Raw genomic sequence first — 17,313 nt, forward strand, 5'->3', positions numbered from 1 at the left:
ATGCAATTCAGCGAACTGATGGCAGCGCTTTCCAAGCACCCGATTCGTCTCCAGCAGGATGGCGAAAACCTTGTGATCGAGGGCGATGACGAAGGGCTGGAGAGCGCGGTATGGGACAGTCTGGCCGTCCATAAGCACGAACTGCTCGCCCTGGTGGAGAGAAACGGTGGCGACTGGTTGAGCCCGGCGTTCCGTATCACACCGGACATGTTGCCGTTGGCGAGCCTGACTCAGGAGCAGATCGACCGGATCGTCGACGGCGTGCCCGGTGGCGCTGGCAATGTCCAGGACATCTACCCGCTGGCGCCGTTGCAGGAAGGCATTTTCTACCATCACCTTGCCGCAGAGCACGGCGATCCCTATGTGCTGCAGACCTTGTTCGGGGCAGACCAGCGGGCTCGCCTGGATGATTTTCTCCAGGCCTTGCAAGGCGTGATCAATCGCCACGACATCTTGCGCACCGCGGTGGTTTGGGAGGGGCTGGAGGAACCGATGCAGGTGGTCTGGCGCCAGGCCACTCTGGCGCTGGAGGAACTGGTGCTCGATCCGGCCGAGGGCGATATCGAGTGGCAACTGCATCAGCGTTTCGATACCCGACATCACCGTCTGGACGTGGGCCGGGCGCCGTTGATGCGCCTGGTCTGTGCTGAGGATCGGGCTAACAACCGCTGGGTGGCGATTCTGTTGTTCCATCACATGGCGCTGGACCATGCAGCCCTGGAGTTGGTGCAGCACGAGATGCAGGCATTCCTCCTCGGTCGGGCCGATGCATTGCCTGAGCCGGTACCTTTTCGCAACTACGTGGCACAGGTGCGCCTGGGTGTGAGCGCTGAAGCCCACGAGGGTTTTTTCCGCGAGATGCTGGGTGATGTCGATGAACCGACACTGCCATTCGGCCTGCAAGAGGTGCAGGGCGCAGGATCGGGCATTGAGGAAGCCACGCTGACACTCGCCAACAGCTTGAGCCTGGGCTTGAGGGCCCAGGCGCGGCAGCTCGGCGTGAGTGCCGCGAGTCTGGTCCACTTGGCCTGGGCGCAGGTGCTGGGCCGTGTGTCGGGCCGGGACGATGTGGTGTTCGGTACCGTGCTGATGGGCCGGATGCAGGGCGGCGAGGGTGCCGCCCGCGCCTTGGGTATGTTCATCAATACCTTGCCGCTGCGGGTGAGCATTGGTGGGCAGGACGTACGCGCCGGGGTCAAGTCCACCCATGCACGGTTGACCGCATTGCTCGGCCACGAGCACGCCTCCCTGGCTTTGGCGCAGCGTTGCAGTGGTGTGGTTGCACCCGCGCCGTTGTTCAGTGCCTTGCTCAACTACCGCCACACCGGTACGGCGACTTCGACCGATGCGGTGTCTGCCTGGAACGGTATCCAGGTGCTTGGTGGCGAAGAGCGAACCAACTACCCGCTGATGCTTTCGGTGGACGATCTGGGCGAAAGCTTCAGCCTCACCGTCCAGGCGGCGAGCGGGATCGACGCGCCGCGGATCTGTGCCTATATGGAAACGGCGCTGGCGACTTTGGCCCAGGCGCTGGAGTGTGCGCCTGAATCATCGCTGGCCGATTTGCCGATTCTGCCGGAAGCGGAGCGCGAGCAACTGCTGGTGGCGTTCAACGCCACTGACGGCGAGTACCCGCTGGAACAGACCGTTCACGGATTGTTCGAGGAACAGGTGCAGCGCACGCCGGATGCGCTGGCGGTGCTGCATGGCGAGCAGCGCCTGAGCTATCGCGAGCTGAACGAACGGGCCAACCGGTTGGCGCATTACCTGCGCAAGCAGGGCGTGCGGCCGGATTCTCGGGTGGCGATCTGCGTCGAGCGTGGTATCGACATGGTCGTGGGCTTGCTGGCGATTCTCAAGGCCGGTGGCGGTTACGTGCCACTGGATCCGGCCTATCCGGCGGATCGGATTGCCTACATGCTGGCGGACAGTGCTCCGGCGGTGGTCCTGGCCCAGACGGTGACCCTTGGGTTGCTGGCCGATGCAACGATGCCAGTGATCGATCTCGGTAGCGGGCTCTGGCAGGACGAATCCGTCTCGAATCCGCAGGTTGCCGAGCTGACCTCGTCCCATCTGGCCTACGTGATCTACACCTCGGGTTCGACCGGTTTGCCGAAAGGCGTGATGATCGAACACCGCAACACAGTGAATTTCCTGACTTGGGCCCATCGCTCGTTCGATGCGAAAACGCTGTCCAAGACCCTGTTCTCGACGTCGCTGAACTTCGACCTGGCCGTGTACGAATGCTTTGCGCCGTTGACTAGCGGCGGCAGTATCGAGGTGGTCACTAATGTGCTGGAACTGCAACACGGCGAGCACGACATCACCCTGATCAACACCGTGCCGTCGGCGCTCAAGGCGCTGTTGGAGTCCGGTGGGCTGGGCGAGGGCGTGGACACGGTCAACGTGGCCGGCGAAGCGCTCAAGCGCAGTCTGGTGGAAACGCTCTTCGAACAGACTTCAGTCAAGCGTCTGTGCAACCTCTACGGTCCTTCGGAAACCACGACGTACTCCAGCTGGGTATCGATGGCTCGCGAAGATGGGTTTGCCGCGCATATTGGCAAACCGGTCGCCAACACCCAGTTCTACTTGCTGGATGAACATAAACAACCGGTGCCGCTGGGTGTACCGGGAGAGATTTACATCGGTGGTGCCGGTGTAGCTCGGGGTTATCTCAATCGTGATGACCTGACGGCTGAACGTTTCCTCAAGGATCCGTTCAGCAGTGCCGTAAACGCCCGGATGTACAAGACCGGCGACCTCGGCCGCTACCTGCCGGACGGCAATATCGAATACCTGGGCCGCAACGACGATCAAGTGAAGATCCGCGGTTTCCGCATCGAACTGGGCGAGATCGAAGCCCGCTTTGCCCGGCATAAATCGGTAAAAGAAACGGTGGTACTGGCCCGCGAAGACGTACCAGGCGATAAGCGTCTGGTCGCCTATTTCACCCAGTCAGAAGCGGTGGACATCGAGACCCTGCGCAGCCACCTGCAAGGGCAATTGCCGGAATACATGGTCCCGGTGGCCTACGTTTGTCTTGATGCCATGCCGTTGACCCCCAACGGCAAACTCGACCGCAAGGCCCTGCCGGCCCCAGACCTGGATTCGGTCATCACCCGCGGCTACGAAGCCCCCCGAGGTGAAGTTGAAACCACCCTGGCGCAGATCTGGCAGGATCTGCTCAAGGTCGAGCGCGTCGGTCGTCACGACCACTTCTTTGAACTCGGCGGCCACTCGCTGCTGGCCGTCAGCCTGATCGGGCGGATGCGCCAGGTCGGTTTGAGCGCCGACGTGCGCGTGCTGTTCGGCCAGCCGACCTTGATGGCGCTGGCGGCAGCGGTGGGTAGCGGTAGCGAAATCCAGGTACCGGACAACGGCATCCTGCCGGGCTGCACGCGGATCACGCCGTCGATGCTGCCCCTGGTGGAGCTGGACCAGCAAACCATCGACCGCATCGTGGACACGGTGCCGGGTGGCGCGGCCAATGTGCAGGATATCTATCCGCTGGCGCCGCTGCAGGAAGGCATCTTCTTCCATCATCTTTCGGCCGAACAGGGCGATCTGTATGTCTTGCAGTCGCAGTTCGCGTTCGACCACCGCGAACGGCTCGATGCGTTCGTCGAGGCGTTGCAGGGGGTGATCGATCGTCACGACATCCTGCGCACCAGCGTGGCCTGGGAAGGCTTGGAGTCGCCGGTGCAAGTGGTCTGGCGCGAGGCGAAGCTGCACGTTGAAGCGGTCGACCTCGATCCGGCCGCCGGTGATGCCGTGGCACAATTGCAGCAGCGCTTCGACCCGCGACACCATCGCCTGGATGTCAGCCAGGCACCGCTGATGCGCCTGGCCTATGGACAGGATGCCGCCAATCATCGATTGGTTGCGACGTTGTTGTTCCATCACATGGTGCTTGACCACACGGCGCTGGAAGTGGTGCAGCATGAAATGCAGGCGCATCTGATGGGCAACGTCGGGCAACTGGCTGATGCAGTGCCCTATCGCAATTACGTGGCCCAGGCGCGCCTGGGCATGAGCCGGGAAGAACATGAGGTGTTTTTCCGCGAGATGCTCGGCGATATCGACGAACCGACATTGCCGTTCGGCCTGCAGGATGTGCAGGGCAGTGGCCATGATATCGAAGAGGCCCGGCAATCGGTGGAGGCTTCCCTGGACTTGCGTTTGCGGGCCCAGGCCCGTCAGTTGGGGGTAAGCGTCGCCAGCCTGGTGCACCTGGCCTGGGCACAGGTGCTGGGCAAGGTATCCGGCAAGCAGGATGTGGTATTCGGCACTGTGCTGATGGGGCGAATGCAGGGCGGTGCCGAGACTGATCGCGCCCTGGGGATGTTTATCAACACCTTGCCATTGCGCGTTCAGGTGGGGCACCAGGGCGTGCGTGCGGGCGTCAAGGCCACCCATGCCCGGTTGACTTCGCTGTTGGGCCACGAGCATGCCTCCCTGGCCCTGGCTCAGCGTTGCAGCGGCGTGGCGGCGCCGTTGCCGCTGTTCAGCGCCTTGCTCAACTATCGACACAGCGCCATGGGCGAGGTGTCGGCGCAGGCGACGGACGCTTGGCAGGGTATCCATGCCCTGGATGGCGAAGAGCGTACCAACTATCCACTGACATTGAACGTCGACGACCTGGGTAACGGTTTGCGCTTGACGGTGCAGGGAGCGGCGCAGGTTGACGCGCAGCGGGTCTGCGGCTACATGCATGCGGTCTTGGAAAAACTCGTGGAGGCGCTGGAACAGACGCCCCAGGCGGCGTTGTATCGCTTGCCGATTCTGCCCGCAGCGGAACGTGAGCAACTGCTGGTGGCGTTCAACGCCACCGACGCCGAGTATCCACTGGATCAGACCATTCATGGGTTGTTCGAGGAACAGGTGCAGCGCACGCCGGATGCGCTGGCGGTGCTGCATGGCGAGCAGCGCCTGAGCTATCGCGAGCTGAACGAACGGGCCAACCGGTTGGCGCATTACCTGCGCAAGCAGGGCGTGCGGCCGGATTCGCGGGTGGCGATCTGCGTCGAGCGTGGTCTCGACATGGTCGTGGGCTTGCTGGCGATTCTCAAGGCCGGTGGCGGTTACGTGCCACTGGATCCGGCCTATCCGGCGGATCGGATTGCCTACATGCTGGTGGACAGTGCGCCGGCGGTGGTGCTGGCTCAGGCGGCAACGGTTGGGTTGCTGGCCGATGCAGCGATGCCGGTGATCGACCTCGGTAGCGGGCTGTGGCAGGACGAGTCCGTCTCGAATCCGCAGGTACCTGGGCTGACCTCGGCGCATCTGGCCTACGTGATCTACACCTCCGGTTCCACCGGCTTGCCGAAAGGGGTGATGATCGAACACCGCAACACGGTGAACTTCCTGACTTGGGCCCATCGGTCGTTCGATGCGCAAACCCTGTCGAAAACCCTGTTCTCGACCTCGCTGAACTTCGATCTCGCGGTTTACGAGTGCTTTGCACCGTTGACTAGCGGCGGCAGCATCGAGGTCGTCACTAATGTGCTGGAACTGCAAAACGGTGAACACGACATCACCTTGATCAACACCGTACCGTCGGCGCTCAAGGCGCTGCTGGAATCCGGCGGTTTGAGCGACGGCGTCGATACAGTCAACGTGGCCGGCGAAGCGCTCAAGCGCAGTCTGGTGGAAGCGCTGTTCGAACAGACTTCCGTCAAGCGCCTGTGCAACCTCTATGGGCCTTCGGAAACCACGACTTATTCGAGTTGGGTGTCGATGGCCCGTGAAGACGGGTTTGCCGCGCATATCGGCAAGCCGGTTGCCAATACCCAGTTCTACTTGCTGGATGAGCATAAGCAGCCGGTGCCGCTGGGTGTTCCAGGGGAAATCTATATCGGCGGTGCCGGTGTCGCCCGTGGTTATCTCAATCGTGATGACCTGACCGCCGAGCGTTTCCTCAGCGATCCCTTCAGCTGTTCACCCAATGCCCGGATGTACAAAACCGGCGACCTCGGCCGTTATCTCCCGGACGGCAACATCGAATACCTGGGCCGTAACGACGACCAGGTGAAGATCCGGGGTTTCCGCATCGAACTGGGCGAGATCGAAACCAAGCTTGCCCAACATGACGCTGTGAAAGAAGCGGTGGTGCTGGCCCGTGAAGACGTGCCGGGCGACAAGCGCCTGGTGGCTTATTTCACTCAATCCGAAGCGGTGGACATTGAGATCCTGCGCAGCCATCTGCAAGCGCAATTGCCGGCCTATATGGTCCCGGTGGCCTACGTGCAGCTTGATGCACTGCCCCTGACCCCCAACGGCAAGCTCGACCGCAAGGCCTTGCCGGCGCCGGAACACGATGCACTGATCACCCGTGGCTACGAAGCCCCCCAAGGCGAAGTTGAAACCATCCTGGCGCAGATCTGGCAGGACCTGCTCAAGGTCGAGCGCGTCGGTCGTCACGATCACTTCTTCGAACTCGGTGGCCACTCCCTGCTGGCCGTCAGCCTGATCGAACGGATGCGCCAGACCGGCCTGAGTGCCGATGTGCGTATCCTGTTCAATCAATCGACCCTGGCTGCGCTGGCGTCGGCCATCGGCGGTAGCAGTGAAGTGACAGTTCCGGCAAACCTGATTCCTGCGGATTGCGAACACATCACCCCGGCCATGCTGCCACTGGTATCGCTGGACCAGGATGCCATTGACCGTATCGTCGCGACGGTACCGGGCGGTGCGGCCAATGTGCAGGACATCTATCCGTTGGCGCCGTTGCAGGAGGGCATCCTCTATCACCACCTGGCGGCCGAACAGGGTGACCCTTACGTGCTGCAAGCGCAGTTCGCCTTCGACAGCCGCGAACGCCTGGACGATTTCACCCAGGCCTTGCAAGGCGTGATCGATCGCCACGACATCCTGCGCACGGCCATGGCCTGGGAGGGCTTGGACGAGCCGGTGCAAGTGGTCTGGCGCAACGCGTCGCTCGGCGTCGAGCAGGTATTGCTGCGGGATGAGGACGGTGACATCGCCGGTCAGTTGCAAGCACGCTTCGATGCGCGGCGCCACCGCTTGGATATCTGCCAGGCGCCGTTGATGTGCATCCGCTTTGCTCAGGATGCAACCCACCAGCGTTGGGTAGCGACCCTGTTGTTTCATCACATGGCGCTCGATCACACCGCACTGGAAGTGGTGCGCCATGAGATGCAGGCGCACTTGCTCGGGCAGGCCGGGCAGTTGGCGGCGGCGATGCCTTATCGCAACTATGTGGCCCAGGCTCGCCTGGGTGTCAGCCAACAGGAGCACGAGCGCTTCTTCCGCGACATGCTCGGTGGGGTAGACGAACCGACGCTGCCGTTTGGCCTGCACGATGTGCAGGGCGCGGGACAGGGCATCGAGGAAGCTTCGTTGGCGCTCGCCGGCAGCCTGAGCCAGGACTTGAAGATTCAGGCCCGCCGGCTCGGCGTGAGTGTCGCGAGCCTGGTCCATCTGGCCTGGGCGCAGGTGCTGGGCCGTGTGTCGGGCCGCGACGATGTGGTCTTCGGCACCGTGTTGATGGGTCGGATGCAGGGCGGCGAAGGCGCCGACCGGGCGCTGGGGATGTTCATCAATACCTTGCCGCTGCGGGTGAACCTGGGGCAGATGTCTGCCCGTGCAGGTGTGAAGGCGACCCATGGTCGATTGACCGCGTTGCTGGGGCATGAGCATGCCTCATTGGCGCTGGCCCAGCGTTGCAGTGGTGTGGAGGCGCCGACGCCGCTGTTCAGCGCCTTGCTCAACTATCGCCACACCGACGCGAACCAGGCTCCGTCTGCCTGGAGCGGTATTGAGGTGCTCAGCGGCGAAGAGCGGACCAACTATCCGCTGATGCTCTCGGTGGACGATCTGGGCGAAGATTTCAGCCTCACCGTCCAAGTGGTGAGCGGGATCGGCGCGCAGCGGATCTGCGCCTATATGGAGGCTGCGCTGGCGAGTCTGGCCCAGGCGCTGGAGTGTACGCCTGACTCGTCGCTGGCCGATCTGCCGATTCTGCCGGAGGCGGAACGTGAGCAGTTGCTGGTGGCATTCAACGCCACCGACGCCGAGTATCCGCTGGAGCAGACCATTCATGGGTTGTTCGAGGAGCAGGTGCAGCGCACGCCGGAGGTGCTGGCGGTGCTGCATGGTGGGCAACGCCTGAGCTATGCCGAGTTGAACGAGCGGGCCAACCGACTGGCGCATTACCTGCGTGGGCAGGGTGTGCGGCCGGATTCGCGGGTGGCGATCTGCGTCGAACGCGGTACCGACATGGTGGTCGGGTTGCTGGCGATTCTCAAGGCGGGCGGGGGTTATGTACCGCTGGATCCGGCGTATCCGGCGGATCGGATTGCCTACATGCTGGAAGACAGTGCGCCGGCTGTGGTGCTGGCCCAGGCGGCAACCCTTGGGTTGTTGGCTGATGCAACGATGCCGGTGATTGATCTGGGTAGTGGACTCTGGCAGGACGAGTCCGTCTCGAATCCGCAGGTGCCAGAACTGACTTCGTCGCATCTGGCCTACGTGATCTACACCTCCGGCTCGACCGGTTTGCCGAAAGGCGTGATGATCGAACACCGCAACACGGTGAATTTCCTGACCTGGGCCCATCGTTCGTTCGATGCGCAAACCTTGTCGAAGACGCTGTTCTCGACCTCGCTGAACTTCGACCTGGCGGTCTATGAATGCTTCGCACCGCTGACTAGCGGCGGCAGCATCGAAGTGGTCACTAATGTGCTGGAACTGCAACACGGCGAGCATGACATCACCCTGATCAACACCGTGCCGTCGGCGCTCAAGGCGTTGCTGGAATCGGGTGGGTTGGGCGAGGGCGTGGACACGGTGAACGTGGCCGGTGAAGCCCTCAAGCGCAGTCTGGTGGAAGCGCTGTTCGAGCAGACCTCGGTCAAACGCCTGTGCAACCTCTACGGTCCTTCGGAAACCACGACCTATTCCAGTTGGGTCTCGATGGCCCGCGAGGACGGCTTTGCCGCCCACATCGGCAAGCCGGTCGCGAACACCCAGTTCTACTTGCTGGATGAACACAAGCAGCCTGTACCGCTGGGCGTACCGGGGGAAATCTACATCGGTGGTGCCGGTGTCGCCCGTGGTTATCTCAATCGTGATGACCTGACCGCTGAGCGCTTCCTCAAGGATCCGTTCAGCGCCACGCTCAACGCCCGGATGTACAAGACCGGCGACCTGGGCCGCTACCTGCCGGACGGCAACATCGAATACCTGGGCCGTAACGACGACCAAGTGAAGATCCGTGGCTTCCGCATCGAACTGGGCGAGATCGAAGCCAAGCTTGCCCAACATGACGCTGTGAAAGAAGCGGTGGTGCTGGCCCGCGAGGACGTACCGGGTGACAAGCGCCTGGTGGCCTATTTCACGCCGGCGAACGAAACAGCGGACATCGAAACCCTGCGCAGCCACCTGCAAGCGCAGTTGCCGGCCTACATGGTCCCGGTGGCCTACGTACACCTCGACGCACTGCCCCTGACCCCCAACGGCAAACTCGACCGCAAGGCCTTGCCGGCCCCGGAACACGATGCACTGACCACCCGTGGCTACGAAGCCCCCCAAGGCGAAATCGAAACCACCTTGGCGCAGATCTGGCAGGACCTGCTCAAGGTCGAGCGTGTCGGCCGTCACGATCACTTCTTCGAACTCGGTGGCCATTCGTTGCTGGCGGTCAGCCTGATCGAGCGGATGCGCCAGGCCGGCCTGAGTGCCGACGTGCGGGTGCTGTTTGGCCAGCCGACCTTGATGGCGCTGGCGGCAGCGGTGGGTAGCGGTAACGAAATCCAGGTGCCGGCCAACGGCATCCCGCTCGATTGCACGCGCATCACGCCCGACATGCTGACGCTGAGTCGCCTGGATCAGGACGCCATCGACCATATCGCGTCGAAAGTGCCGGGTGGCATGGGCAACATACAGGACATCTACCCGCTGGCGCCGTTGCAGGAAGGCATCCTCTATCACCATCTGGCCGCCGAACAGGGCGACCCCTACGTGTTGCAGTCGCAGTTCGCCTTCGACAGCTGCGAGCGTCTGGACGAGTTCGTCCAGGCCCTGCAAGTGGTGATCGATCGCCACGACATCCTGCGCACGGCCATCGTCTGGGAGGGCCTCGATGAACCTCAGCAAGTGGTCTGGCGCGAGGCGCGTCTGGGGCTGGAGGCGTTCGTTGCGGATCCACAGGCCGGTGCCGTCAGCGAACAACTGCACAGTCGTTTCAATGCCCGGCACTATGCCCTTGACCTGACCCAGGCCCCGCTGATGCGCCTGGCGTTCGCGGAAGATCAGCCCAACCAGCGCTGGATCGCGATGCTGCTGTTCCATCACATCGCCCTCGATCATGCGGCGATGAAAGTGGTGCAGCGCGAAATGCTGGCGTATCTGCAGGGTCAGGCTGACCAGTTGGACACCCCCGCGCCGTACCGCAACTATGTGGCTCAGGCCCGCCTGGGGGTGAGTCGTGAAGAACATGAAGGCTTCTTCAGCGACATGCTCGGCGATGTGGATGAGCCGACGCTGCCGTTTGGCCTGCACGATGTACAGGGCGACGGTGACGATATCGAGACGGCGACACAGCTGCTCGACAGCGACCTGAGCCGTCGCCTGCGGCGTCTGGCCCGCCAGTCGGGCGTGGGCGCGGCGAGCCTGCACCACTTGGCCTGGGCGCAGGTGCTGGGCCGGGTCTCGGGCAGGAACGACGTGGTATTCGGCACGGTGCTGATGGGCCGGATGCAGGGCGGCGAAGGGGCCGATCGTGCATTGGGCATGTTCATCAACACCCTGCCGCTTCGCGTCAATGTCGATGAGCAGAACGTCAAGGCCGGCGTCAAGGAAGTACATGGTCGACTGACCGCCCTGTTGGGGCATGAGCATGCCCCATTGGCACTGGCCCAGCGTTGCAGCGCGGTGGCGGCGCCGACGCCGCTGTTCAGTGCCTTGCTCAATTACCGTAACTCCAGCGAACAAGCCAATGGACGGGACACCCTGGCGGCCTGGCAGGACGTCGAAACCCTGGGCGGCGAAGCACGCACCAACTATCCGCTGACCCTGTCGGTGGATGACCTGGGTGACGACTTCGCCTTGACCGTCCTGGCCAGCCACGGCGTGGGCGCGCAGCGGATCTGTGCCTACATGGAAACCGCGCTGCACAGCCTGGCCAAGGCCCTGGAGTTCAACCCCACGACACGCCTGCACAGTCTGGAGGTACTGCCGCAAGCCGAGCGCCGGCAAGTGTTGATGGGGTTCAACGCCACTTGCCGTCGTTATCCGCAGCAGCGGACCGTCAATGACTTGTTCGAAGCACAGGTGCAGGCGCATCCCGATGCCGTTGCCGTGGTCCATGACGAGCAACGCCTGACTTACCGCGACCTCAATGCCAGAGCCAACCGCCTGGCCCGTCATCTGATCGGTCTGGGTACTCAATTGGGCGACAGCGTGGCTATTGGCTTGGCACGTTCGAGCGACCTGCTGGTCAGTCAATTGGCCGTGCTCAAATGTGCTGCCGTCTACGTGCCGCTGGATATCAACGCACCGGTCGAGCGCCAGCAATTCATGGTCCAGGACAGTGGCGCACAGCTGGTGTTGACCCTGAGCACGCTGGTTGTGCCTGAAGGTGTGCAACGGGTGGACCTGGATACCGTCGAGCTGGACGAGTCTGCCGATGACCTGGACCTGACCCAGGATGCCGAGTCGGTTGCGTACATCATGTACACCTCCGGTTCCACCGGGATGCCGAAGGGCGTGCTGGTGCCGCATCGGGCGATCAACCGCTTGGTGATCAATAACGGTTATGCCGACTTCAACGAGCAGGACCGGGTTGCGTTCGCCTCGAACCCGGCCTTCGATGCCAGTACTCTCGATGTGTGGGCGCCGTTGCTCAACGGCGGCTGCGTGGTGGTGGTCGAGCAGGATGTGTTGCTGTCCCGGGAGCGGTTCGCGGTGCTGTTGACCGAGCAATCGGTCAGCGTGTTGTGGATGACCGCCGGGCTGTTCCACCAGTACGCCGACGGCCTGCTACCGGTGTTCAAGCAACTGCGTTACCTGATCGTGGGTGGCGATGTGTTGGATCCGGCGGTAATCGCGCGCGTGCTCAAAGATGGCGCACCGCAACATCTGCTCAACGGCTATGGCCCGACCGAAGCCACGACGTTTACCACCACTTATGAAATCAAGAACGTGGGCGAGGGCGGTATCCCTATCGGTCGACCTATCAGCAACACCCGCGTCTACGTGCTGGATGCGAACCAGCAGCCGGTGCCGGTGGGTGTGGCGGGTGAGTTGTACATCGGTGGCGATGGCGTAGCGAAAGGCTACCTGAACCGTCCGGAACTGACCGCCGAGAAATTCGTTGCCGATCCGTTCAGCGCCGATCCGGCGGCCTTGCTCTACCGCACTGGCGACCTGGCGCGCTGGCGTGCCGACGGCGCCGTGGATTACCTGGGTCGCAACGACGACCAGGTGAAGATCCGTGGCTTCCGCATCGAACTGGGCGAGATCGAAGCCCGACTCGCACAACATGATGCTGTGAGGGACTGCGTGGTCCTGGCCCGCGAAGACGTGCCGGGTGAGAAACGCTTGGTGGCTTACTTCACTCAAGCGCAGGACGTGGACATCGAGGCGTTGCGCGCCCATCTGCAAGGGCTACTGCCGGAGTACATGGTGCCGGTGGCCTACATGCGCCTCGACGCATGGCCGCTGACCGCCAACGGCAAATTGGATCGTCGCGCACTGCCGGCGCCGGATCTTGACTCACTCGCCACACGGGCCTATGAGGCCCCGCAAGGCGAAGTCGAAGCCACGTTGGCACAGCTATGGCAAGACCTGCTCAACGTCGAGCGCATCGGTCGTCATGATCATTTCTTCGAGCTGGGCGGTCACTCGCTGTTGGCGGTGACGTTGATCGAGCGCATGCGCCAGGCCGGTTTGAGCGCTGACGTGCGGGTGCTGTTCAGCCAGCCGACCCTGGCGGCGCTGGCCGCGGCCGTCGGCAGCGGCAAGGAGGTCAAGGTGCCTGCGAACCTGATCGCCTGCGGCTGTGAACGGATTACGCCAGCCATGCTCACGCTGATCCAGCTTGATCAGGAAGCAATTGACCGGGTCGTGGCAACGGTGCCGGGCGGCGCGCGCAATGTGCAGGACATCTACCCGTTGGCGCCGCTGCAGGAAGGTATCCATTACCATCACCTGGCCGCCGAGCAGGGCGATCCCTATGTGTTGAAAATCCTGTTTGAAGTATGCAGTCGGGATCGGCTGTCGGCCTTTGCAGATGCGTTGCAGCATGTCATCGACCGGCACGACATCCTCCGTACCAGCGTGGTGTGGCAAGGGTTCGATTCGCCAGTGCAAGTGGTCTGGCGCAACGCGCCGCTGGCGGTGGATGAGGTGGCGCTGGCAGCCGGGGCGGGCGATGTCGCTACCCTGTTGCAGGACCGTTTCGATCCACGGCATTACCGTCTCGATATCACCCGGGCGCCCATGATGCGCCTGGTGTTTGCCCAGGACGCGGCCAACCAGCGTTGGGTCGCGATGCTGCTGTTCCACCATATGGCGCTGGACCACACCGCCATGGAGGTGGTGCGGCACGAGATGCAGGCGCATCTGTTGGGCGAGGCCGAGCCGCTGGCCGCGGCTGCGCCGTATCGCAACTATGTGGCCCAGGCTCGCCTGGGCGTGAGCCAAGCGGAGCACGAAGCGTTCTTCCGCGAGATGCTCGGTGATGTAGACGAGCCGACGCTGCCGTTCGGTCTTCAGGATGTGCAGGGGGATGGACGGGATATCGAGGAAGCCAGACTGCCTGTCGACCTGTCGTTGAGCCTGCGTCTGCGAGCCCAGGCGCGCCAGCTCGGCGTGAGTGCGGCCAGCCTGGTTCACCTGGCCTGGGGGCAGGTGCTGGGCCAGGTGTCCGGCAAACCGGATGTGGTGTTCGGCACCGTGTTGATGGGGCGGATGCAGGGTGGCGATGGGGCTGATCGGGCGCTGGGCATGTTCATCAACACCTTGCCGTTGCGGGTGGATGTGGGCGACCAGGGCGTGCGTGACGGCGTGAAGGCCACTCACGCCCGGTTGACCGGCCTGCTGGGGCACGAGCATGCCTCCCTGGCGCTGGCCCAGCGTTGCAGCGGCGTAGCCGCGCCGATGCCGTTGTTCGGTGCGTTGCTCAATTATCGGCATAGCGCGGTTGACGAGCATTCGAGCGAGACCCTGGCCGGTTGGGAAGGCATCGAGACCCTCGACATCGAAGAACGCACCAACTATCCGCTGAGCCTCTCGGTGGACGACCTGGGCGAAGGCTTCGGCCTGACGGCGCTGGCCGTACCGCAGATCGGCGCACAGCGGGTCTGTGTCTATATGAACGTCGCGCTGGAACATTTGGTGGAGGCCCTGGAGCAGGCACCGCAGACGCGGTTGGACAGTCTGTCGATCTTGCCAGCGGCCGAGCGCCAACAGGCGGTGGCAGACTTCAACGCGACCACTCGCAGCTATCCACGGGACAGCACCGTCCATGGCCTGTTCGAAGCCCAGGTGCAGGCGCATCCCGATGCCGTTGCCGTTATCCATGCCGGGCAACACCTGACTTACCGCGAACTCAACGCCAGGGCCAACCGCCTGGCCCGTCATCTGATCGGCATGGGCACCCAACCGGGGGACAGCGTGGCCATCGGGTTGGCGCGTTCGATTGACCTGCTGGTCAGCCAGTTGGCCGTGCTCAAATGTGCTGCCGTCTACGTGCCGCTGGATGTCAACGCACCGGCCGAGCGCCAGCAGTTCATGGTCCAGGACAGTGGCGCACGGTTGGTGCTGACCCTGAGCACGATGGTTGTGCCTGAAGGTGTGCAACGGCTGAACCTGGATATCGTCGAGCTGGACGGGTCTGCCGATAACCTGGACCTGACCCAGAGCGCCGAGTCGGTTGCCTACATCATGTACACCTCCGGTTCCACCGGGATGCCGAAGGGCGTGCTGGTGCCGCATCGGGCGATCAACCGCTTGGTGATCAATAACGGTTATGCCGACTTCAACGAGCAGGACCGGGTGGCGTTTGCCTCCAACCCGGCGTTCGACGCCAGTACCCTCGACGTCTGGGCGCCGTTGCTCAACGGTGGTTGCGTGGTGGTGGTCGAGCAGGATGTGTTGCTGTCCCAGGAGCGCTTTGCGGCGTTGTTGACCGAGCAGTCGGTCAGCGTGCTGTGGATGACCGCCGGCCTGTTCCACCAGTACGCGGCGGGTTTGATGCCGGTGTTCAAGCAACTGCGTTACCTGATCGTGGGTGGCGATGTGCTGGATCCGGCGGTGATCGGTCGCGTCCTGAAAGATGGCGCACCGCAGCATCTGCTCAACGGCTATGGCCCGACGGAAGCCACGACGTTCACCACCACTTACGAAATCAAGACCGTGGGCGAGGGTGGTATCCCGATTGGTCGACCTGTCGGCAACAGCCGCGTCTACGTGCTGGATGCGAATCAGCAACCCGTGCCGGTGGGCGTGGCCGGCGAGCTGTACATCGGCGGTGACGGCGTAGCGAACGGCTACCTGAACCGTCCTGAACTGACCGCCGAGAAGTTCGTCGCCGACCCGTTCAGCGCCGATCCGGCGGCCTTGCTCTACCGCACTGGCGACCTGGCGCGCTGGCGTACCGACGGCGCCTTGGATTACCTGGGGCGTAACGATGATCAGGTGAAGATCCGTGGTTTCCGTATCGAACTGGGCGAAATCGAAGCCAGGCTGGGCCAATGTGCCGGCGTGAAAGATGCCGTGGTACTTGCGCGCCAGGACGACAACGGACCTAAACGCCTGGTGGGTTATGTGATCCCTGAAGAGGGTGTCACGTTGTCGGTGCACGAGCTGCGCAGCCAACTGGCGAGCACGCTGGCCGAGTATATGGTGCCCAGCGCCTTCGTCGTGTTGCCATCCTTCCCGCTGACCGCCAACGGCAAGCTGGACCGCCGTGCACTGCCGGCTCCGGACGCGGACGCCTACGCCAGCCGTGAATACGAAGCCCCGCAAGGCGAAGTGGAACAGACCCTGGCCCGGCTCTGGGCCGAGGTGCTCAAGGTCGAGCAGATCGGTCGTCACGATCACTTCTTCGAACTGGGCGGTCATTCGCTGCTGGCGGTGAACCTGATTGAGCGCATGCGCCAGGCCGGCCTGAGTGCCGATGTGCGGGTGCTGTTCAGCCAGCCGACCCTGGCGGCACTGGCGGCCGCCGTCGGCAGCGGCAGGGAAGTCGAGGTGCCGGCGAACCTCATCGAGTCCGGCTGTGGGCGCATCACCCCGGCCATGCTGCCGTTGGTGAGCCTCGACCAGGAGACGATCGACCTGATCGTCGCCACCGTTCCGGGGGGCGCGTCCAATGTGCAGGACATCTACCCGCTGGCGCCGCTACAGGAAGGCATCCTCTATCACCACTTGGCCGCCGAGCAGGGCGACCCCTACGTGCTGCAATCGCAGTTCGCCTTCGACAACCGCGAACGTCTCGACGCATTCGTCGAGGCGCTGCAGGTGGTGATCGACCGCCATGACATCCTGCGCACCAGCGTGGCCTGGGAAGGCCTGGACGAACCGCTGCAACTGGTCTGGCGCAAGGTGCCGTTGGAGCCGCAGTGCTTCGAAGCCGGTGCCACGGCCGGCGATGTCGCCGCGCAACTGGCGAGCCGCTTCGATGCGCGCCACTATCGCCTGGACCTGCGTCGGGCGCCGATGCTGCAGCTGGTCTACGCCCAGGATGAAGCCCAGGACCGCTGGCTGGCGACCCTGCTGTTCCACCACATGGCGCTGGACCACACTGCGCTGGAAGTGGTGCAACACGAGATGCAGGCGCACTTGATCGGCGAGGCCGGGCAACTGACTGAAGCCGTGCCTTATCGCAACTACGTGGCCCAGGCCCGACTGGGCATGAGCGTGGCGGAACACGAAGCGTTCTTCCGCGAGATGCTGGCTGACATCGATGAGCCAACGCTGCCCTTCGGGTTGGCCCAGGTGCAGGGCGACGGACGCGGTATCGCCGAGGTGACGGAGTCGGTCGGTCAGGTCTTGAGCCTTCGTCTGCGGACCCAGGCCCGACTGCTCGGCGTGAGTGCCGCGAGCCTGGTCCATTTGGCCTGGGCCCAGGTCTTGAGCATGGCGACCGGGCAGAAAGAAGTGGTGTTCGGCACGGTATTGCTGGGCAGGATGCAGGGCGGCGAAGGAGCCGACCGTGCGCTGGGCATGTTCATCAATACCTTGCCGGTCTGTGTACCGGTAGATGGGCAAAGTGTGCGTGACGCGGTCCGCACGACCCACGGGCGGTTGACCGGGTTGTTGGGCCATGAGCATGCGTCCCTGGCGTTG

At 63.3% G+C, this 17,313-nt stretch carries 1 protein-coding gene (running past one end of the window); it reads left to right on the forward strand.

Translation table 11 applies throughout. The features are described from left to right. A protein-coding gene (locus tag AD665_RS21875; RefSeq protein ID WP_053193693.1) for a non-ribosomal peptide synthase/polyketide synthase crosses the window boundary here: on the forward strand, positions 1-17,313 show its 5' portion. 5,415 nt of this gene lie beyond the right edge of the window; the window shows 17,313 of its 22,728 coding nt (coding positions 1-17,313); the start codon lies at positions 1-3; its stop codon lies off the right edge, out of view.

Source organism: Pseudomonas corrugata, assembly GCF_001269905.1.
In the GTDB taxonomy this organism is placed as follows: domain Bacteria; phylum Pseudomonadota; class Gammaproteobacteria; order Pseudomonadales; family Pseudomonadaceae; genus Aquipseudomonas; species Aquipseudomonas corrugata.